Source organism: Dyadobacter bucti (genome assembly GCF_005869225.1).
Classification (GTDB): domain Bacteria; phylum Bacteroidota; class Bacteroidia; order Cytophagales; family Spirosomataceae; genus Dyadobacter; species Dyadobacter bucti.
In genome coordinates this window covers 824,179-847,095 of the sequence record NZ_SWFP01000001.1, presented here as the reverse complement: position 1 = coordinate 847,095, position 22,917 = coordinate 824,179, and the positions used below count along the sequence as shown (strand labels likewise).

General features: G+C 49.2%; 12 protein-coding genes. 10 read left to right on the top strand and 2 right to left on the bottom strand.

Translation table 11 applies throughout. The features are described from left to right. Positions 1-39 precede the first annotated feature (39 nt). Positions 40-597, bottom strand: a complete 558-nt coding sequence (cysC, locus tag FBF61_RS03115; RefSeq protein WP_229214897.1) for an adenylyl-sulfate kinase — start codon at positions 595-597, stop codon at positions 40-42. A gap of 332 nt (positions 598-929) precedes the next feature. Between cysC and FBF61_RS03110 the strand changes: the two genes are divergently transcribed. The 10 genes from FBF61_RS03110 to FBF61_RS03065 all read left to right on the top strand — a co-directional run bounded on the left by FBF61_RS03110 (position 930) and on the right by FBF61_RS03065 (position 18,666). Further along, entirely contained in the window at positions 930-2,003 is a 1,074-nt protein-coding gene (locus FBF61_RS03110; RefSeq protein WP_205748217.1) for a LacI family DNA-binding transcriptional regulator, read from the top strand. Between the two features lie 81 nt (positions 2,004-2,084). Further along, complete coding sequence (locus tag FBF61_RS03105) at positions 2,085-3,959, top strand: ulvan lysase-like protein (RefSeq protein WP_138475694.1); 1,875 nt, start codon at positions 2,085-2,087, stop codon at positions 3,957-3,959. Positions 3,960-4,253: 294 nt separating this feature from the next. Then, on the top strand, positions 4,254-5,171 hold the full coding sequence (locus FBF61_RS03100) for a sugar phosphate isomerase/epimerase family protein (RefSeq protein WP_138475693.1): 918 nt from the start codon (positions 4,254-4,256) through the stop codon (positions 5,169-5,171). A gap of 50 nt (positions 5,172-5,221) precedes the next feature. After that, positions 5,222-6,754, top strand: coding sequence for a glycoside hydrolase family 28 protein (locus FBF61_RS03095; protein WP_229214896.1), 1,533 nt, complete (start codon positions 5,222-5,224; stop codon positions 6,752-6,754). Positions 6,755-6,955: 201 nt separating this feature from the next. After that, the gene (locus FBF61_RS03090; protein ID WP_138475692.1) at positions 6,956-9,838 is read left to right on the top strand and encodes a CARDB domain-containing protein; all 2,883 of its coding nucleotides are present in this window, start codon (positions 6,956-6,958) and stop codon (positions 9,836-9,838) included. Then, a complete protein-coding gene (locus FBF61_RS03085) occupies positions 9,839-12,433 on the top strand; it encodes a glycoside hydrolase family 20 zincin-like fold domain-containing protein (RefSeq protein WP_138475691.1) in 2,595 nt (864 codons plus the stop codon). Continuing rightward, on the top strand, positions 12,420-13,667 hold the full coding sequence (locus tag FBF61_RS03080) for a hypothetical protein (protein ID WP_138475690.1): 1,248 nt from the start codon (positions 12,420-12,422) through the stop codon (positions 13,665-13,667). The genes FBF61_RS03085 and FBF61_RS03080 overlap by 14 nt, the downstream gene beginning before the upstream one ends. Positions 13,668-13,696: 29 nt before the next feature. Continuing rightward, positions 13,697-16,531, top strand: a complete 2,835-nt coding sequence (locus tag FBF61_RS03075) for a TonB-dependent receptor (RefSeq protein ID WP_205748216.1) — start codon at positions 13,697-13,699, stop codon at positions 16,529-16,531. Positions 16,532-16,580: 49 nt separating this feature from the next. Then, on the top strand, positions 16,581-17,366 hold the full coding sequence (locus FBF61_RS03070) for a 6-phosphogluconolactonase (protein ID WP_138475689.1): 786 nt from the start codon (positions 16,581-16,583) through the stop codon (positions 17,364-17,366). Between the two features lie 7 nt (positions 17,367-17,373). Beyond that, entirely contained in the window at positions 17,374-18,666 is a 1,293-nt protein-coding gene (locus tag FBF61_RS03065) for an MFS transporter (RefSeq protein ID WP_138475688.1), read from the top strand. Between the two features lie 815 nt (positions 18,667-19,481). On the opposite strand, the gene FBF61_RS03060 is transcribed toward FBF61_RS03065, so the two are convergent. After that, on the bottom strand, positions 19,482-22,916 hold the full coding sequence (locus FBF61_RS03060; RefSeq protein WP_138475687.1) for a metallopeptidase domain-containing protein: 3,435 nt from the start codon (positions 22,914-22,916) through the stop codon (positions 19,482-19,484). Between the last annotated feature and the right edge of the window lies 1 nt (position 22,917).

Below are 22,917 nucleotides of genomic sequence, written 5' to 3'. Positions count from 1 at the left end.
GCTCCGTCCGGCTTGACAAATGAAACCGTTGCGGGTTATCTATTTTGCCGTGATATAAGGTAAAATACTCGCGTACAGCAGGTCGCAGCTTTCTTCGGCGGTTTGGGTGTTGGTAAACAGGGTCAGGTTCGGATTCAGGGACGGTTCGAACCGGGCGCTTACTCCGGTGAAGTCTGATAACCCTTCGGTCCTGGCTTTTTTGTAAAGTCCCTTCACATCCCTTTGTTCGCAGATTTCCAGCGGGCAGTTGATAAAAACTTCAAAATAATGCTCACCTATGATTTCGCTTGCCATGGTTCGGTGTTCTTGCAGCGGTGTAATAAATGAACAGATCGTGATGATATTGTTCCCGACGAGTATTTTCGCAATTTCCGCCGCCCGTCTGACGTTTTCCGCCCGGTCCTCGCTTGAATAGGACAGGTTTTGATTGATCCCGGCGCGTAGTTCATCGCCATCGAGCACCACGGAGAAATAACCCTGACCGGACAGTTTTTCCTTCATCAGATTTGCTACGGTACTTTTTCCGGCGCCCGATAACCCCAAAAGCCAGATCACCAGTCCCTTTTGGCTTAAAAGATCTTTTTGTTCATTCATCATCAGTGGCATTTTCAGCAGGCAACATGTCAATACGCAGGCCGGTGGTTTTGCATGCAGGTAAGGCTATTAATGCCAATACACAAATTTAGCTTTTCCGAAGGGATTTTTAGAGGATATAGCGGTGACTTTTTTGGTGGAAGGAGGGTTGGGCATAGCTGCACCCAACTTCATCCGTTTGCTTCTTTCCATCGAATATCTTACTTTTCCCCATTTAATTTGGGACAAAGATTTGATCCGGCATCGCGGACATTTTTGGGACGATGCCTGTGTCAATCGTGCGTCGTCGACCGTGTTATTGGAGTAACACGCAACAATCTAATTCGTAAGTTATTGTGGAAGAAAAAGAAGACAGTGCGCTCTCCGGGGTTAAGGAAATAGCCAGAAGGGCAAAGGTATCCCTTGGAACCGTGGACAGGGTGATCCACAACAGGGCGGGGGTGGCTGTCAAAACCAGAAACCGTATCAACGCGATCATCGAAGAGCTGAATTACCAGCCCAATGTACTGGCGAGGCGGCTTGCGCTGACGTCCAGAGGAACCTTGCGCCTTGCCGTTCTTTTGCCTGATATTTCCGAAGAAACCGAATACTGGAAAGCCCCTCTTGAAGGAATCAACAAGGCAGAAGCCGAGATCAAACAATACGGGGTTTTGGTGGAGCATTACTTTTTTGACCAGAATGTGCAGGCGCATTTTGCAGAACAGGTGAACCGGATCATGGAGAACAATCCGGACGGCGTGCTCATCACACCTACTTTTGAGAAAGAGTCGGTTGTGCTGATGAAGTATTGCAAGAAAAAGAAGATCCCCTGTGTACTCATGAACTCCGACATTCCGGACCAGCAGCGGCTTTGTTATATCGGCCCAGAGCTTTTCGACAGCGGGTACCTTTCGGCCCAATTGGTACATTATTGCCTGAAAGAAGGACAAAAGGCGATGATCGTCAACATTGCCCGGGAGATAGAAAGCAACGTGGCGATCTTGCGCAAGGAAGACGGATTTATGGCTTATTTCAAAGAAAAGCTTTCCGAAGATCTGCTCGTACACCTCAATACTACCGATACGAGTTACCCCGCCGTAGCTGCCAGGCTGGGCGGGTTGCTGGAACAGGAGAAACAGGTAGGGATTATCTACGTTACCAATTCCCGGGTAGCGCTGGTGGCGCAGTGGCTCGAATCGATCGGAAGAGGGGATATTGTGCTGATCGGCTACGATTATCTTGCCAAAAATATAGAGTTCCTGAAAAAGGGGATCATCGATTTTCTTTTGTGTGAAAAGCCGCAGGAACAGGGTTACCGAGGGGTAATGTCGTTGTTTCAGTACCTGGTCTTTTCCGCGACCGTCGAAGAATCCTATCTCATTCCGATCGACATCATTACCAGTGCCAATTACCGGTATTATAGGAATTAAAGTTGATGTGTTTTTATTTAAAGTAGTTTCGTGCACGTACACTACTTTATAATTGACTGGTTGTCCATTTTACAAATGCTGATGAAACGGTTTTTGATTTTAGTTTTTGGGGGGTTGATGTACCTGACGGTCCCGGGTATATCGCAGTCTGTGCAGATTAAAAAGGAGTATGCGGCGACCTTGTTGCAGCTTGCCGACGTTTTGATGGCTTTGCAGGTAGACGGAGAGGATCACAAAGACTGCGGAGCGCTGATTTGTAAAAACTGTAATGTGCTGCATACCCGGGCTGCGGAGGCGGTTTACCCGTTTGCCCTTTCTTATAAAATCACTGGAGAAAAACGTTATTTAAAGGCAGCCAAAAACACGGCATCCTGGCTGATCAGGCAGCAGGAAACCGACGGAAGCTGGAAAGAAACCCCTGAAGAATGGACAGGTACCACCACCGACCAGCTGTTGATGCTGATGCTTGCCCATGAGGTCATATCAGCAGAACTGACCGGGCAGGAAAATGCCTTATGGCTCGCGTCTATCCATAAAGCCGCAGATTATCTGTACAAGGTCATGAAACCCGAATTTGCCAGCATCAACTATGTGGCCACCACCACGGCGACGCTGGCCAAGGCCCATCAGCTTACAGGCACCGAACGGTACCGCACACGGGCAACCGAGCTTGCGCACAGGACGGTATCGAAAATGGACGAAAAAGGCTTTATCAACGGAGAAGGCGGGAGGGGATTGGGTGCCAAACTCGGCATTGATCTGGGTTATGAAATGGAAATGTCGCTTTGGGGACTGGGCCTTTATGCAAAAATAACCGGAGATACGCTGGTCAATAACCGTGTACGAAATTCGCTCAAAGAACATCTGTATTTTATTTATCCGGATGGTTCGCTTGATAATTCCTGGGGCATACGTTCGAATAAATGGACCATGTACGGTGGTGCTACTTCGGACGGGTGTCAGGCGCTGTTGTCCATGTATGCGGATGAAGACAAGCGGTATGCCAGTGCTTCTTACAAAAACCTGTTGTTCCTCAGACGGAACATATTACCGTACGGGCTCATCGGCTACGGTCCTCAGCACAGTGAGGTTTTCAAAACCCAGCCTTGCATTTATCCCACTTTTACAAAAGCCAAGAACCTCGCACTGGCCTACCAGCTGGAAGTAAAAGATTCCCGGCCCTATGCTGCGCTGCCTTCGGAAAGCAAAGGCTGGATGAAGCATTTTAGCAATCTCGATGTGGTGCAGGTACGGACAAAAAATTTCATGGCCACAGTAACCGGCTATCGGTACAAAGACCAGAAGGCCGGGGCAAAAAGTAAATATATGTTCCGTCCCAATGGAGGTGCAGTTTCGTATTTGTGGGTTGAGGGCCATGGCGCACTACAGGCATCGAGCGTGACCGAATATTCACGTCCGGAGCCCATGAGTTTTCCGGAAGCGCCCGGAGTAAAATGTCTTACGCCGCAAATATCCTACCGGGATTCCCTGGGCTATTTTACCAATCTGTTTGAGTTCGATGCACGTCTGGCCACTATTACGCTGAAAAACGGCGGATTTCGTGTGGAGGCAACGGGGGAACTGAAAAACAGGGACTGGATCAACGGTGGCGTGGCATACCATATTACCTACACATTTTCTGATGAATTTATCGAAAAGAAAATAGACCTGACCTACCATGATGCTTTTCCGGTGGTCGTGATCACAGAACCGTTCATCATGCAACCCGGTATGCAGGTTAAGAAGGAAAGTGAATCAAAAGTTGCGATATCAGGTGGAAAAAAGGAATTTGTTTTTACAACCGACGGGTCTGCAAAGTTGGTCGTCGGCCGGGATGCGGCTGATTACTGGACACCTTATCCTGCGGTTCGCGCCTTCCCCGTCGAAATGGAAATTGCGCCTCCGGGCCATGGCTTCACAAAATCTGTGACTTACCGTGTGGTTTTAAAAAAATGAAGAGGAAAATACGGTAGCATCGAAATTATGCTGAGGATGGTGAAAGAACTGAATTTTTCAATTTTAATAGATTAATCATTCCCTGTTTTACCTTTTGGAGCGCTATTATTGGATTGAAACATGAAAAAGCTGGTAAATAATTTGGTTGTCTATTTTTTTATTCTAATTTTGTGCACGTGCACGATTTCAATTCACTCCAACAGATTTATATTTTAAGACCAGCTACACACTAGGGTATTTTTATTTTGAATATTTTCGTGCACGTGCACGAAAATTCATCGAAAACGAATTAAGATGAATAACCCCATGGATATTTGCTGTGCGTACCTCTATATCATCTCGCGGTATGGATACCCGCCGCCGGTCGCCGATACGGTCAAACATATCGGAGCAATGGCTGCGCTGGGCTTTTCGTCCATAGAGCTCGAAGGGATCGGTAAAGAGAACATTCAGTACCTGCTTAGAAACAAAACGGCCGTCCGGGACGTGCTGGAAAAACATGGCTGCTCGGTACCGGTTTTTTGCGTGGTGCTGCCGCAGCTGGGAGGTGATCTCACTGCATCTGAAAGGGCAGAATGTCTGGAATCTTTTGAGATGGGCTGCGAAACAGCAAAATTTTTCGGAGCGGAAGGTGTGCTGGACAACGGGCCGCTTTTGCCGCTGCAATATCCTGCCGATATGCCGGTCATGCGGCATTACAGCGGGGCCGAAATGGATGCTTTGTTGCCTTTGCCTGCTTCAAAATGGGAACACTATTGGGGGCAATTGACGGAAACCTACCGGCTGGCCTGCGGGATCGCTGCCAAGTACGGCCTTGATTATCACCTGCATCCATGTGAAGGCAGCCTGACGGTTTCGACCGATTCATTTTTGTTTTTTGCTGAGGCGGTGGGCGCTCCGAATCTGATGTTCAACCTGGATACAGCCAACCAGTTTCTGATCAGGGACAATCTGCCATTGAGTCTGATCCGGCTGAAAGACAGGATCAAATACATACATATTTCGGATAATGATGGTGTGAAAGCCGGTCATTTCGCGCCTGGTGAAGGTAATATCAACTGGGAGGTCTTTTTCTCGGTACTTCGGGAAATCGATTTTAATGGGAAACTTGCTATCGACGTCGGCGGTGCGGAAACGCCCATAGCCGATATTGATGCAGCGTATAAGGGGACTGCCAACTGGCTTCGGGAGCGGGTGGCTAGAGGAGGATAAGTACCACGGTATTTTATACAAAGTGTTTATAGTTAATTAATTAAAGTTTAATGAGTGTGATTAGAAAGTGGAAGGCCGGATTGTTTTTGACTATGTTGTCGCTATTTCAGTTGATGCTGGCGGAAAGCTTGTGGGCACAGATTTACGATATCCGCAACTCAGGCGCCGTAGGTGACGGTACCACTGACAACACCTTGTTTATCCAAAAGGCTATAGATTCCTGCTCGGTTACCGGCGGCACGGTGTACATACCCCAGGGCATTTACCTCACCGGCACAATCGTATTGAAAAGCAACGTAACCCTTCATCTTTCAGCAGGTTCAACCTTGCTTGGACAGCCTGCTTCCCGGTTTTATCCGTACCAGAACTCCGGTATCCCGTTCTATGGTGAAGACTGGGCGAAGCAGGCGCTGATTTTTTGTAAAAATCAAAAAAATGTAGCCATTGAAGGCAGAGGAACCATTGACGGCCAGGGCGCTGCTTTTGTTACCACAACCCTGAAAAAGCCAGACCGTTACAGAGACCGGCCATATCTGCTGTGGTTTGCCGGCTGCGAAAATGTTTCTGTCACGGACGTGCAGCTCCGCAATTCTGCTTTCTGGATGCAGCATTATCTGGGGTGCAAAAAGGTGCGCATCGACGGCATCAGTATCTGGAACCATTCGAATAAAAATAACGATATGATGGACATCGATGGTTGCAGCTATGTTACGGTTTCGAATGTTACCGGTGATTCGGACGACGACGGTATCACTATCAAAAGCACCTCGCCTCTTGTTTCAGAACATATTACGATCACCAATTGCGTGCTCAGCAGCCATTGCAGCGCGATCAAGTTTGGTACAGAGTCGGTGGGAGGGTTCCGGAACATTACCATTTCAAATTGCGTGATCAAGCCTTCGGCCCAGGAAAAGACGATTTATGGCAAGCCTGCGGGCATAGGCGGGCTGGCTATGGAAATGGTCGATGGGGGAATAATGGAACAGATTACCGTCAGTAACCTGGTGATAGATGGTCCCGAAGTACCGATTTTTGTCAGGCTGGGCAACCGCGCCCGCAAATATGTTGCCACGGCGCCTACGCCACCTCTTGGGAAAATGAAGAATATCAATATTTCTGATATAGTGGCCACAAATGCCGGCATTACGGGCTGTTCGGTTTCCGGAGTTGGAAACGCCTATGTTGAAAATGTTTCATTAAGAAATATCAGGGTCGAATTTGCAGGCGGGGGCATGGCGGCGGACGTTAGCAGAAAAATAGAAGAGCTGGAAGATCATTACCCCGAGGGGACGATGTTTGGTAAACTGCCTTCTTATGGCTTTTTCATCCGTCATGTGAAAGGCTTGAACATGTCGGGTATCAGCCTCAGTACCAAAACACCCGAGCAGCGGCCTGCCTTTTTCATATCGGATGCAGAGTCATTTTCGATTTTGGATATAGCTGCCAAACAAGTAACACCGACATTGGTAATGGTAGAAAAAAGTAAAAATGGAATACTGGCAGCAAAAAGCTACGATTTTCCGTCGGGCAATCTCCTGAAAAAAGATGCTGAGTCGAAGAACGTTAAAGTTAGGCTGGAATGAGGAAGTGGACATTTATTGTCATGTGTGGTCATGTGTGGTCATTTATTGTCGGCGAGTGACGGGAAATAGAAGAAGAAAATACCAACTAACCGCATGTGATTACAAATAACAACGAATGACAATAAATGACGACCAATGACAATCCCTGACCAAAAAGCTAAGTGTTACTCAAAAGCACTACTCTTATAAAACGTATACCTTGTGCCGTTAGTCAAATTCATAGTTCTGCTCACGGGAGCGCTTCTTACCTTTTGTAGTTCATACGGGAGGCAGGACGGAAACTATCTTTTTGATATGGGTACCACGTCGTCGGGCATTGAACAAGGTTATGTGCAGGTTACACCGTCCATGGTTTATACCAGCCAGCGAGCCTACGGGTGGATAACGGCACCCATCGATGCCTTTGATACCCTTTATAACCGCATTCCCGATCCGGTTTTGCGCGATGGGGTTACGGGAAAAGGCAATATAGTATTCAAGACGGATATTCCGCCGGGTGAATATTTTGTTTTGGCTACCGTCGGGTATCCGGGAGTTGAGGTATGTACGATGCAGATAGAGGTGAATGCAAGCATACTGACAGAAAGTATTACTACACCCTGGTTCCGGCTTCCTTACCGATCTGTGCGGAAAAAGGTGACTATCGGAAATGAGGGCGCTGTTGTGCGGATCAAGGGAACGGGGGCATCCCAAATGGCAGGAATTTACAGGCTGGAATTCAGGCCGGTTGGTGATTTTTCTGCTGGTACATTGTCAAAAGGACCGGAAACGAAGGCGGGGGAAATAGCTGCAATAATCAGATCTATTGAAAAACAACTTGTTAAAAGCCCAGGTAATACGGCGTTGGTCAACAGGCTGGATATTTTACAAAAACACCTGACGGCCGAGACGTTTTACGAACAGGGCGGCTGGTCGGAGGCGGTGAAAAAGACAAAAATGAACCAGATCCAGCGCATGTATGCCGCTATCGACCTGCTGGATCAGATCGTAGCCGATGCGCGCGATCCAATTTATCATAAATCCCTTTACCTGCTTGCCAAAGTACATTACTGGCTCAGCAAAGAAGACAGTGAGCTACTACCCGACAGTAAAGCAACGGAGTTTTTTACTGAACTGGCAAAAACATTCCCCGGTCACGAGCTGATCAGCATGTACAAGGGTGACCAGATTGAAGACCCGTATTCGTCAAAAACGAATATGAACGGAGCGCCGCAATGGGCCGTTCTGCAGCGTGAGGCCATGGACAGGATGCTGAAAGTCATTCACTGGTGGGTTGAGCACAGGCAAGCCCCCAACGGAGAGCTCGGCGGAAAGTATGCCGACGATGTGGAAATGCTGCGCTGGTGGCTGCCCGCTATTCTCGGCGCCGACGATGCTATTGCGCGCAAGGGATATACCCGCATGGCCGACGGGATCTGGAACAGTGGTGAACTGGTCAGGGGTTATGATAAAAAGATCGACGATGTCGAACACGCTGCGGAGCTTTTCAGAGATTCGCATGCAGGGATGTTTCTGGTGCGTTATGGTGACCCGGCTTATGTGGAGCGCGGCATGATCAGTATGCAGAATTTTGAAAAAATCTGGTCGGGGATTACGCATTCGGGACACAGACATTTCAAATCCTACTATTTCTCAGCCACAGAAACTTTGCCCGAAGAACCCTACGGTGTGGATGTGCCGCTCAATGCCCGTGCATTGCTGACCGGACTATGGACTGCATGGTATAACCGGAACCCGGTCTTGATCCGGCTGTTTTCGGAATGGTCGAAGGCATGGGTAGAGGACTCGGAGCGGGCAGAAAATGGAAAGCCTGCGGGCATTGTTCCGCCGGCAGTATCCTTTGAAAAGGAGAAAATAGGAGGGTATTCGGACAAATGGTATGATCCCGAATTACGGTACGATTACTATCGATGGGATCACCTGGGACACATCAGTGAGCTCTACAGCTTTTTAACCGGTATGCATTATCTGGCCGGCGATCCGACGCTGCTCAAACCAGTGAACAAAGTTGCCGAACTGATTACAAAATGTGACGCAACGGAAAACACATACCAGCCAGGTTCGCTGAATTGGGTTGAAAAGACTTTGACGGATGGAGGGGAGGATAAAACAGCCGGTGCGAATCCTTTCGGAAATATTTTTGCCATGACGGCCAGGTTGACCGGCGAAAAACGGTTTGATGATCTCATCAGAAAATATGCTGCGCCTTACAACCAATACCAGCTTACCGGCAACCAGAAAGAAATGCTGGGCGGTTTTGACCAGATACTGAATTCATTGCGCTACAATCTCCCGCTGCTGACCAGTGAAGTGAAGTTTACAGACAGGGTGTATGTCCGCGGCAGCGATTTGCTGACAGGCATGTACACCGGCCATTTTGGAAGAGGTTTTGAGTTTCCGGCATTGGTCGCGACCTGGAAGAATACGGGTACAGAAGTCAATGTTTTTGTGAGAAAGGGCGATACTTCGTCCGCGGTTGTTTCCCTTTACAATGCAGGGGCCGCAAAAGAAATTGAAATGAATACCTGGATGCTCGCGCCGGGTGTTTATAAAATGACGATCGGTACGGATCAAAATGATGATACAATTCCTGATAAGATACTACGGGAAGAATTGGTTACGATCACGGAACGAGTGGGTTTGATCCCTGTTTCGCTGCCTGCCCGGCAGGAAGTTGTTATCAGGATAGTTCAGGAGCGTTTGTTTGCGCGGGATGATAGGCCGTTGGCAGATCTGGCTATTTCGGCCGGGGATATCCTGGTTTCGGCTGTTGCGAAAGCTCCGGGCAAGCCGGGCAGGGTTCAGGTTACATGTCAGGTGCATAATATTGGGAATGCGGTTTCGGAAGAATCGATGGCCTATCTGATTGTCAATGGGATAGAAAAAGATAGCTGCACGGTCACGCCCGTGCAGGCGCCTAACGATCTGCATCCGCGTATGCAGCCGGTGAAATTTGATTTTAAACCCAAAAACGGCAGCAATCAAATTACCGTAAGCGTAAAAAATAACAGACGGGAACTGAATTCCCGCAATAACAGTGCGACGGTCAGTTACAAATATTTTGAGACGAAAAATTTAGAATAAATGAGCAGAAGACTGTTTTTAATGATCCTGCAATGCATAATGCTGCAAAAGCTTGCTGCCATGCCGGACAATAACCAGGGTGTCTGGGCTTTACCGGCGGAGAACGCCGCTGCGGTACTTCCCGTTTTGCCGTTTCCGCAAGTTGTCCGGGAAGAACCGGGGCGAATGACTTTTCCGGGTCGTGTGAATTTTAAGGTAACCGGCTTGACAGCAGCTCAATCGGGCAGGCTGAAATCACATTGGGAAGCCTTCGCCTCTGAACAGAAGATATTGGTAAATACAAAGCAGCAGGTCGTCGAGCTTGTTTTTCTGGATAATGTTCCGGCGAGCGAAGCCGGGTTTTTGGCCAGATCAAAAAACTACCGGGACAGCATTGGCACCGAGGGCTACATTTTGCAGGCCAGCGCCGCCAAAACGATCATCGCTGCCAGTACCGAAACCGGACTTTTTTATGGGTTGCAAACATTACGTCAGCTTACCCGTGCCAACTGGGACCGGGAGTTGTTCATAGCCGATTGGCCGGCGTTCCCGACGCGTGTTATTTTCGACGACATCAGCCGCGGACCGATCTCGACTTTGGATTATATCAAAAAACAGATCAGGCGATTGGCGGAGCTGAAAGTCAACTACTTGTCTTTTTACATCGAACATGTGGTGCAGCCGATTTCCCACCCGGATTTTGCACCCAAAAATGGTAAGCTGACCATTGCGCAGATCAAGGAATTATCAGCCTATGCAGAACAATATCACGTAAAACTGATCGGCGGGTTTCAGTCTTTCGGGCATTTTGAAAAAATACTGGCGCTGCCTCAGTACAAATCGATGGGTGAAACCCATTCACTGATTTCGCCACTTGATCCGAAATCAAAACAATTCCTGGCAGATGTGATCGGAGAACTTTGCGAGGCTTTCAACGCGCCCTGGTTCAACGTGAACTGTGACGAAACATTTGACCTCAACAAAGGAAAATCGAAAGCATTCATCGATAGCATTGGCCCGGACAGGTTTTATGCGGACCATCTGACTTTCCTTTACGGGGTTTTGAAAAAGCATAATAAAAAAATGATGCTTTGGGGCGACGTGGCTTTGCAGCACGAAAAGATCATGGATATGCTGCCCAAAGACGTGATTTACCTGACCTGGGAGTACGGCGACGCCAAAAACTACGACCGCTGGATCAAACCATTTGCGAGCCGCGGACTGGAATTTATGGTCTGCCCCGGCATCCTGAATTCCTACCGGATGTTTCCCGACATGGTGATGGCCAAGGCCAATATCAAGGGATTTTCGGAAGCAGGCAAAGCACAGGGAGCCACGGGCGTATTCACCACTTTGTGGGACGACGGCGGTGCCTATCTTTTCTCCGGCGACTGGTACGGCGTATATGCAGCTGCTGAAAAAAGCTGGAACCTGGCTGCTGAAAATGAGTCCGGTTTTGATTCCAGATACAGCAAAACGGCTTATGGATCAGCCAATAACAACTATGTCAAAGCGGTTTTTAAGCTGCTGGAATTAAGAGGTTTGCCGCTGACTTACAATATGAACGATGTACTGTGGCAGCAGGAATTGTTACCCGCAAAAAGGAAACAGTTGTGGCTCAACAATACATCCATAGCCGAAGCGAAAAAGATCCTCCAAGAAGCGGGAGATCTTCTTGCCGTAACAAAGGCCGCTTTGAATCACGATGACATCAGCACGCTGGCACATTCGATTGCCCAGTATAACATCATGATGGATTCCCGGCTGGTCCTCGCGGCTGAGGCTGCACGTTACCGGGAGGCGCTGAAAAATGAAAAACCTGCCGAGGCAAGAAAGATCATTGTTCAGTCGGCGGATGCCATCAAAAATCTGAGAGAAAGGTATTTACAGATTCAGGATAATTTCAAAACTGCCTGGCTGAAAGAAAATCAGCTGTACTGGCTGGATGTGGTCATGGCCACTTATGATGTGAAAACCTCTGCGCTTGCCACGCTTGAAAATGCATTGAGAAAGGCTGCCGCTGGGACATCGGCTTTTCCTGCTCCCGGCCAGATCAGCTTTGATATTGATGAAACCCCGCATACCTACTTCTCGTACTGGTTGCTCAGCGGGCCTTTCCCGTCCGAAAAGGAGGGAAGTGTTCCGGAATTTCTCTACTCGGAAAACGATGAGTACAACAAGCCGCCTATTCCCGGAGGCATTGCCACCTATAAGCAAAAAAACTATCGCTGGCACAAGTTTGCTTCAAAAAGCGGCGGTCTGATCGATCTGAAAGAATATTTTGGGAAAACCGGCCCCGCGATCGGTTATGCATATTGCACGCTCAATATCACAGGCCAGGAAGTCAGCGAGGTTTTTGTCAGGGCTACCGCCGGGACGGAAGTTTTTTGTGACGGGAAAAAAGTAGGTGTCATTTCGGGAAACGGAAATGCTGTTGACGACCAGAAAATACCGGTTTCCCTTCCGAAGGGAACGCACTTGTTCCTTTTAAAAATACCTCAGGAAACGGGCGTACCCTGGCATTTCAGCATGAGGCTGCGCGATGAAATACAGGTCGTGAACACCAAACACAAGTATCAGACGAATTCTAAAAATAAAACTTATGAAGTCGAATAACCCAACCCACTATTTATTACTCATCATGTGTTTATCCGTCTGGACATCGGTCGCGCGTGCCCAGCCAAAAAAAGAAGATTTTGTACGTGCAGTGGACCAGATCGCCAAGTATGTTTCGGGGCCGATGATGGATGAAAAAGGGCGGTCGAGGTGCGATTATAACCTGACGGAGGGCAAATGGTACGAGTACGAAGTGCCCTGGCATACAGGTCAGGCGGTTAATGCGCTGCTCGCTGCCTACAAGCAAACCGGAAACAAAAAATACCTGGATGCTGCGATCAAAGGCGGCAACTACTGGGCGGGCCTGGAAATTAAAGACCACCCGGTATTGAAAGGCATGGTGGATGCCCGGCACGGGGATTCGATCGGGGAGGATTTTATTGTTTTTGCCACGGTTTCGGATGGTACGCCTGGAATTTACGAACTCTCTCGCGTAACCAAAAACGACAAGTATGCCAAAGTCGCGACTTCCGCCGCTGACTGGATGCTGAAAAATATGTACGATGCCGAAAAGGGTATTTGCTACGACAACATCGATGCCAAAACCGGCGAAGTGCTGAAAGAGAACAGTCCGTTCTGGAAAAACAAGGCGGAGCAAACGTTATTCGACGTATCTCGGCCCAATACCGAAGGCTGGTTGTTCAAAGATGCATTCGAGTTTTCGGGCGACACCAAATTCAAAGATGCTTTTATCAACCTCTGCAACAGCCTGATCGAAAAACAGGGGCCTGAGGGCGTATGGATGAGCTTTATGCCCAATTTCGCCGAAGCCACATCTTTTCACCCGCGCTTTTCACTCTGGTATGCCGAGTCGCTGATACAGGCTTTCAAATTGACCAATGATAAAAAATACCTGGATGCCGCTGCCCGCACTGCGCAGGTATTCGCCAATGCGCAGCAAAAGGACGGGACGATTTTTTACGACAACTATCTCAATGGCCGGCAGCCCGACAAAGGCTCCGTAACCGGTTCAGCATCAGCACTGGCGGGTATCGTATGGATACAGCTTTCGCAAAACGGCTACAAGCAATTTGACCAGAACATAGAAAGGTCGGCAACGTGGCTGCTCAATAACAGGTATGCGGAAAACCACCCTGATCCCAATTTGAGGGGAGCAGTGCTGGAAACACGCACAAGGTTCAGAAAAGGAAAGGTATGGCTTACCAACCGTGACACGGGGAGCATTTTTGCCATTCGTTTTCTGGTGGATTACATCGGCTACAAATTCAAATAAATCCTTCAATATAACCGCTCTTGATTATCATGAAAAAACTACTCACTAATTACCTTACCCTCGCGGGTATTATGGCGGGCCTGCTGCTGCTTATGGGTCCACCTGCCTTTGCCCAGCACAGCAGCGGCAATATCAAAGGGCAGGTTACCGGTGCCAACGGTGAAATACTTCCCGGCGCCTCCGTTTTTATCAAAGGCACCACGATCGGTATTGCCACGGACCTTTCCGGGAATTACACCTTGCTCAATGTCCCCGCGGGCAATCAGACGATCTCAGTCATTTACATGGGTTTTCAGCCCGACGAGCAGGAAGTGGCTGTGGTGGCCGGCAGGACGGTTTTTATGAATGTAAAACTGAAATCCGCAGACCTTAACCTGGGCGAAGTAACGGTAACCGCCGTGATGGAAGGCCAGCGCAAGGCATTGAACCAGCAGCGGAATTCGGATAACATCAAACAGGTGATTTCGGCAGATCTCATGGGCCGTTATCCGGATCTCAACGTGGCAGAATCCTTGCAGCGTTTGCCGGGTGTTACCATCGGCAGGAACAGCAGCGGGGAAGGTGCGACGGTACAGATGCGGGGAACGCCGGGTAATTTTACCAACATCAATGTGAATGGCGAGCAGATCATGGGTACCCAGGAAGATGGCTCCCGGAACGCGCAGCTGGATGTTATTCCTATCAATGTGCTTTCTTCCATGGAAGTGGTCAAAACGCTGACGCCTGACCTGGACGGGGACGCAATTGCAGGTGTGGTGAACATGAAAACGCCCACAGCTACTTCCCTGACATCCAAATTTTCGGTAGACCTGGGTGCCGGTTATAACAATCTGCGCAGCAACCTCAATGGTATCGGAAACGCGTCATGGGGTAAACGCTTTTTTGCGGATGATAAAAGCCCGAACGGGAAACTCGGTTTGATGGCGACAGGAAGTTATTTCCGGACGAAAAACGGCTATGACGAGATCCGTGCACAGGTGTGGGAAGCAAACGATTACGGAAACGGCAGCATTTATTTCCCGACCGATGTAAGGCTTTTGTATGTGGAAAACCAGCGGACAAGAATCGGTACATCGGCGACAGTCGATTACAATTTCAGCCCGACAACCAATATCGTTGCGAACTTCATGTACAGCAATCATAACAACGAGCTGACCAGGTACCGTAAACGTACCCGCATGCAGACCGCCAGGAATGTATTGAATGAGGAGGGTGAATATACCAACTCAAGAGGACGCGGCTACAACGAGATCAAGGCGGCAACGGAAGACAACAGTAACCTCAATTTCAATGTTCAGGGTGAAACTGTACTGGGTAGTGTGAAGCTTGATGCGGGTGTTTTTATGAACAAATCGCAATTCATTAACAAATCGGGTATTTACAATTTTATCACCGGAAACATCCCGCTGGCTATTTCAGACATCAGCACAGATTATCTGGCGCCTTACGGCACCGACTGGAAAAACGATGCTTCTCTTTATACCTATAACACGGTTGAAAGGGATTGGTGGACGACCAATGGTACCAACTTTACCGCACGCCTCAATGCAAGCGTTCCTTATCAGATCGGCAGCAATTCCGCATTTTTTAAGGCGGGTGTGAAAGTGAAGCGCATGCATAACAAGCGTTTCCGTCCCGACGAGACCATCGTGACCACTTATGCAGGGGCAGCTGACGCGGGCCGGCTTACCAATTTTTCGGGATCGCCGGAAGTTTCTTCCGACCTGCTGGATGGTAATACCAATTTCGGTTTGGGCGTAGATAAAGATAAAACCATCAGTTTTCTGGACGATAACCTTGGGAGCGCCTTATTTCCGATCAATGTAGGTGCAACCCGGAACAGCATCGATTCTTACTATTATGATGCTTCTGAAACAGTCTCTTCCGCCTACCTCATGAACCGGATCCAGTTTAATAAGCTGATGTTCCTGGCGGGTGTGAGACTGGAAAGAACAGAGGTGGATTACAAAGGTAACATCATAGAAACGGATGCAGACGGCAACTGGGCATCGACCTCCCCGAACAGGAAGCAAAATGACTATCTTAAAGTACTCCCCAATCTGCAGCTTAAATACGACATCGATAAATCATCACTGGTTCGTGCGGCGCTGACCTACGGATATTCCCGTCCCAATTTTGTGGACCTTGTACCGGGCCGCCTGATCAGTATTCTGAGCGAAACCATCACGGACGGTAACCCCGAGCTGAAACCGGCATTTGCTACAAATTTTGACCTGATGTATGAAAAGTACCTGGATAACCTGGGGATTATTTCAGGAGGTGTTTTTTACAAAAAGATCAACAAATTCCAGTATAACAGTGTGTTTGCACTGGTAGGAAACGAGTTTGATGGTGCCGCCCGCTACGAGGGATGGAGATGGTTCAGGACTTTGAACGGGGACAATGCAAATGTTTTCGGTGTAGAGCTGAATGTACAGGCTAACCTTACCTTCCTGCCTGGTATTTTGAAAGGCATCTCTTTGATGGCCAACTACACCTACACGCATTCCAATGCGGACGCACAGTTCAGGAAAGACCTCAGGTTGCCCGGCCAGGCCGACCACGCGGCGAACGGATCGCTTTCTTTCAATCACAAAAAATTCACCATTCAGGGTAACCTCAATTACAACGGGGCATATACCGTATTGCTGGGCGACCAGGATGCTACCGACGTGGTGCGTAATGCGAGAATTCAGATCGACGCCAATACGTCTTACCGGATCACGGACAGGATCTCTGTTTACGTGGAGGCTCAAAACCTGACGAAAGCGCCGCAGATGGATTATTTCGGGGAGCGTTCGAGGTTGTACCAGAAGCAGTTTTATTCTTTCTGGGGACGGGCCGGGGTGAAATTCAGGTTCTGACCGGCACTGCCAATTCATTCAAATTTCAATTAATTTAAAATAAACAGTAATGTCGGTTATTAGAAAAGGCACAGCGGACAAGTTGAAGATTAAGATCTTTAAAACCCGGGAAGAACTGGGAGCGGACGCTGCGAATATGGTTGCGGAGAAAATCAGGGAACTGCATCAGGAACAGGAGTTTGTGAACATCATTTTTGCTGCTGCGGCTTCACAAAATGAGTTTCTGGCCAGGCTCATTACCCTGGATGTGGACTGGACGCGGGTCAATGCATTTCACATGGACGAATATATAGGGCTACCCGCCGGTGCGCCACAGCATTTCAGCTATTTTCTGGGTCAGCGGATTTTTGACAAAGTACCTTTTGCCAACGTTTTCTGCCTGGACGGGACGGTCGAAAAAACCGACGAAGAATGTGAACGCTACTCAGCGCTATTGCTGCAGTATCCTACTGACATTACCTGCATGGGGATTGGTGAAAACACCCACCTTGCTTTCAACGATCCGTTTATTGCGGATTTCAACGAAAGCAGGCTGGTAAAAGTTGTGAAACTGCAGGTGGAAAGCCGGCAGCAGCAGGTGAACGAAGGCTGTTTCGAATATCTCAACGAGGTGCCGGAAATCGCTTACACGCTCACAGTACCGGCATTGTTGAAAGCCAAGGCGATTTACAGCATGGTGCCCGGCCATTCCAAAGCGGAGGCAGTATACCATACGCTGGTGGACGATATTTCGGAACGTTATCCATCCTCCATTTTACGTACCTTGTCAAATGCCTGGCTGCTTCTGGACGAGGACAGCGCGAAGATGGTGAACCAGGCTCTGGCTTTTTCATAGTTCGATCATGATCAATAACACAACCGGAAATTACAGGTGGGCCATCTGCTGCTTGCTATTCTTTGCCACGACCATCAATTATCTTGACCGGCAAGTACTGGGCTTACTGAAACCCGTGCTCGAAAAAGAATACAACTGGTCGGAGCAGGATTACAGCTACATCGTGATGGCGTTCACCGCTACCTATGCGATCGGGTTGGTGGTTTTTGGCAGGATTGTGGATAAAATAGGCGCCAAAACCGGCTACACGATTTCTGTGACGATCTGGAGTATCGCTGCCATGTGCCATGCGCTGGTCAACAGTACCCTGGGTTTTGGCATTGCCAGGGCATCGCTTGGGATCGGTGAATCAGGAAATTTTCCGGCTGCTGTAAAGACAGTCACTGAATGGTTTCCGAAACGTGAGCGTGCGCTGGCCACTGGTATTCTCGACTCAGGCTCCAACATCGGGGCCTGCGTCGCGCCTATTCTGGTTCCCTGGCTGTTGGGCGTTTATGGCTGGCAGGCGGCCTTTATCATCACCGGCGCCATTGGTTTCATCTGGCTCATTGCGTGGAGGCTTATTTACCAACAGCCTGAAAAACATGAGAAGCTTTCCGCATCAGAGCTTGCCTACATCCGCAGCGACGATGAAAGAACAGATGGATCTGACCTACCTGCCGAAAAAATAGCCTGGACAAAACTGTTTTCTCTCCGGCCAACCTGGTCATTTATCTTGGGGAAATTCCTGACAGATCCGATCTGGTATTTTTTCCTGTTCTGGCTGCCATCCTATTTCAGCACAACATTCAATCTTGATCTTAAAAAGCCCGGATTGCCGCTGGTGATTGTATATTCAGCTGCTACTGTTGGTGCAATAGGAGGTGGCTTGTTGTCGTCCTGGTTGATGAAAAAGGGCTGGACAGTTTCTAAAGCGAGAAAAACTGCATTGCTGATTTCTGCGATATGCGTGGTGCCGATCATCGGCGCACGTTTCGTTTCCGATATGTGGGTGGCAGTCGGCTTGATTGGTCTTGCAGTAGCGGGCAATGCGGGCTGGAGTTCAAATATTTACACAATTGTCTCCGATATGCTGCCTAAAAGCGCAGTCAGTTCGGTTATCGGGATTGGCGGCATGGCCGGGGCGATCGGGGGTGTCCTTTTCCCGCTGTTTATCGGTTTTACCCTCGATATGTACAAAAAAGCCGGAAATATGGTGGCCGGTTATAATATTATATTCATTGTATGCGGGGTATCATTTCTGATAGCGTGGCTGACCATACATTTGCTTACACCCAAAATGGAGCCGGTCGAGGTGTAGGAATAAATGTAAATAATTGCGAAAGGAAATGTTTAATCCCGGCAGGCATAAACATCGAAATAATCATGATACCAAATCTTTTAAATCCCGCGAACCTGTAAAAATCGGTCTGGTTTAACAAACAGGAAGCCCCGCAGGGGCTTTAAAATTCCCGTAAACGACCATTGTTCTACCGATATTTGGCCCCGCTGGGGCCTGGCGGTTTGGTGGAGTGGGAAATTTGGTTTTTAATGTTGAGGGGAAATATTTTTCGAGATCGTCGCTTGACCCCGTCGGGGTCACATATTGCTGGAAATGTGTTTTGGAGGTTTTTTCGGCCCCGTTGGGGTCGCATATTTTTGTCGACAAATATGTCTGCGGAATGTTTTTCAATCCCATCGGGCGTGCATATTGTTGGCGACAACATGTTCTGGGACGGTTTCGTCTTCCGACCCCAGCGGGGTCGCATATCGGTAGCAAATATGTTTCGAAATGTTTTTTCAATCCCAGCGGAATCGCGCATAGCTGGCGACAAATATTTTTCGAATCACCTTCCGACCCCGTCGGGGTCACATATTGGTAGAAATGTGTTTCGCAGGAATTTTTCGACCCTGTCAGGGTTGCATATTGTTGGCGACAAATGTGTTTTGGAATGGTTTCTGCCCCTGTGACGTCGCATAATGTTGGCTAAAATATGTTTCGAATTTTTTTCAATCCCAGCGGAATCGCGCATCGCTGGCGACAAATATTTTTCGAAATCGCCTTCCGACCCCCTCCCCAACAAATATCAATTACCCCGCCCTTCGCCAACCGCGAAGGACTGGGTAATCAAAAAATCACAATTGCACCTCTTTGCTATCACAGGGGGCAAGGAGCAATTGTCCCAGGTAGTGGCCCTGCACCGTCACATCCTTTACGTCGCCGATCTGGACCCGGAAGATTCCGTTTGAGACCGTCGTTTCCCGGAACGACTCGCTTTTTCTTCCTCTCGTATCTTTTTCTTTGATGGAAACAATTACTTTTCCGTTTACGCCGTCTCCGTTGTCATTACGGACAATTTTGCCGAACGCTATGCCATGCTCTGCTTCAAATCTTTCAAAATGGGTACCCAGGCCCGTGAGTACGAGCAGGGAGGCTCCGCCGATTACCTCTGCAGCACAGGATCTGCCGGTGTCACCCAATGCGGAAAGGCGCAGGTTAGTAGCGATCCGTCGCTCCCGTCGTATCATATTCTTGGTCAGTTCGCTGAAACGCTCATCGCCCAGCAAGGATTCTGTCATGACAAGGATCTGCTTTTTCTCACCGGGTTGCAGGAATACCCAGCGGTGATCGAGATAAACCCGGAAGAGCGGATGTGGCTGGTGAATTGTGAAATAGACTATCGCAGGATGTTTCAGGGTATTTTCGGCCACAAGTACCGTTGCTTCGCGCGATGCGGGTGAGCTGGTTGTCGATGCCATCCAGGTATAATTGGATTGCGCCTCATTGTTTTCAGGTGTAACCTCCCAGATATTGCTGACCGGATCAAGAAACGGGTCCATTCGTGCGACCAGGCATGCATGCTGGCTATACTGAATCGAACCAAACGGGATTGAGATGGTAGCAGGCCGCCATACATCCGGTGCAGTAAAAGTAACCGTGGCCCCCGCCGGTACATCCAGTGTTTGCTGACCGAGAGGTGACTCTGCGCCTCCGCCAAAAGTAAAGTCTTTGGCAAAAAACCTTACTGTAACACTGTGTGCGTCGCTGGAACCTCTGTTGGTAACCCGCGCAATGACCGTATTGTTATGTCCCTCCCAGGGAATATTCCGGAACGCCGGATCGGAACTGTTACGGCCGTTCAACACTTCGATGTCAGGACTTTGCCAGTTTGATCCCGGTGACCAGGGAGTTAAAGCCGGATCAGGTTTCAGATCGGCAGCATAACGAACGCGGATCGTTGCGGCATTGGCTGTGGTATTGGTGACGTCCACAATAAAATCCTGTTCAAATCCCGGTGTGGTAGTGTCCCTGTCCCTGAAATCCTGGGTAATAGAAAACGAACCCTCGTCGGTGACAGCGTCCACATCCTCTTCCACACGGAGGATATTGGGCCTGTCGCTGGGGTTGGTAGCCCGGAAAATTACTTCCGTTCCCAGTACAGCATTGGCTTTTGGCGGATTGTTGTCAGCAGTAACACCCGCCACGCTGGGCCGGTATTCAAAGTAATAGTTCTTGCCATCTTCCAGCCTGACTTCCGCCGCCGAAAAGCGGCCCGCAGGCACTGGTCCGGCCATGGTGGCATGAAGTGTAATGTTTTCATCGATCGCTCCGAAAACACCAAAGTTATACATCCGGATCTGGTTGGGGTTGAGCCATCCGAGCATCAGCCGGTGCGCGGCAGAAGGTAAAGGCAGGTCGCGTTCCCAGGTCATCAGCTCCCAGCTTTGATTGGGGTTAAAGCCCGCAATCCGGCTCGACGCATCCGCACTGAAAGAACTCTGGTCGTACTGATCGTTCAGCCCGAGATTATGGCCAAGCTCGTGGGCAACAGTTTCGTGAAACTGCCTTGCACCATCTCGCGCCGCCCAGTCGTCGGGCATAAATACCCTTGCCACGCCACGGAACTGCGGAACAGGAAAACCGCCCGACATATCTACACCGACCAGCTGCTGGGTAGTACTGAGCGATGCCCTCGGCCACACAAAAAGATCATCATCGGGAGCAGTCCGATTAACGCTTCTCACCACATATACAAGGGAATCTATCTGGGAAAGATCCAGTATAGGAGGGTTTCCTGCTTGCTGGGCAGCCATATTCTGTTGCACGATCTGTGATATGATAGTGCTGTCCAGGCCGTTGTTCGCAACCCAGTTTGTACCCAGTGTGAAGTACGATTCCCAGTTATTCGGCAGCATAACAGGCCCGGCTATGCCAACCAGGTTCACGTTGAAGACACCGCCTGAAGCCTCGTTGAAATACCGGGAAACCGACCGGTTCTGCGCGCCGACGCCGTTAACCATTTCATCTTGAAAATCATTGATGATCGTCGTCAGTGCAGCGCCGGTCGGGTAGCGGCCGCTGGCAGTGTCGACCAGAACGAGGCCGATATTCCGGGTACCGAGTGCGGGGATCACATTTACGTTCTGCGGTACCTGGAAATCCCCACTGTCGGGCCCGCCCCATGTGCCGCCTGATGGTCCCGATTCCACATTTCCGAAAGTAGAAACCGGTGGGCCGTAGTCCTTTTTTGTCCAGTTGTCAAGCACTTCAAATACGGTACTGGCGATGGAATTGCCCTGATGGACTACTTCTAGTTTGTGTTTACCCGTCATCCAGCCGGCGGTCAGCATGATGTGCGGTTTGGATGGATCAAAGCTGTTGTCCCTTGAATAAGAGATCATGGCACCCGATTCTTTGGGGTGGACAAAGAACTGGAGATCATCGAAATTGATCGTAGGCTTGTTAATCCTGACCGGAACCCTCACCCATCCTGAGATGAAAAGCTCTTCATCCGGTACTTTTAGCGTAACCGGGTCTGACCTGAGTTCGCCGATCAGTACTTCTTCCTTGCATCCAATTGCAACACGTTCGTTGTCAATAGCTTGTACGGCCCAAAGTTCAGTGAGGCCCGTAAAGATCTCTGCCGGGGCAATAGCGGGCTGCTGTATATCGGCACTTAATATACGTTTCCCGGATCTGTCAGCGATGAACAGCTGCTGCTGATGAATGTCTGTCCAGCAGGCATCAGCGATATCGCCCAGATTATCGAAAAGTACAGCCGGTGCACCCCCACTGATCAGTTCGAGAATGCGACCTCCATTTGAATTTTCGGCTACAAGAATTCTTCCGGTGACTTCCTGTTTCAGGACTACAACAGCCTGGTTAAGGTCGCTGGACAGAACATCCAGTGTTCGGGCTGGTTCGTTCAAAGCGAACAATCTGCCGGTCGCGCTGTCCTCGGTGGCCAGAATTGTCTGGTCATTCAGGATCAACACACTTGTGGGATTGATTGGATTTCTGAGTAGCCTGCGGGCGCGGCCACCGCTGATCCTGTCTTTCCATAACCCGATGGCAGGTCCTACCATATATAGGGTATCCCCGTCATTGTCAATATCAAAAGAATTGATTTTTGCCCGTACTTTGAAAATCTGGGATGAAACGCCTGTGGCAATGTCAATGGAAAAATACCTCCCGTTTCTCTGGGCGACAATCACTTTGTCGGCTGCTGCGTTGACCCTCAGCGCTACCGGCTTGTTAAAATTCTGTGCAAGCTGAACTAGATTTGACATA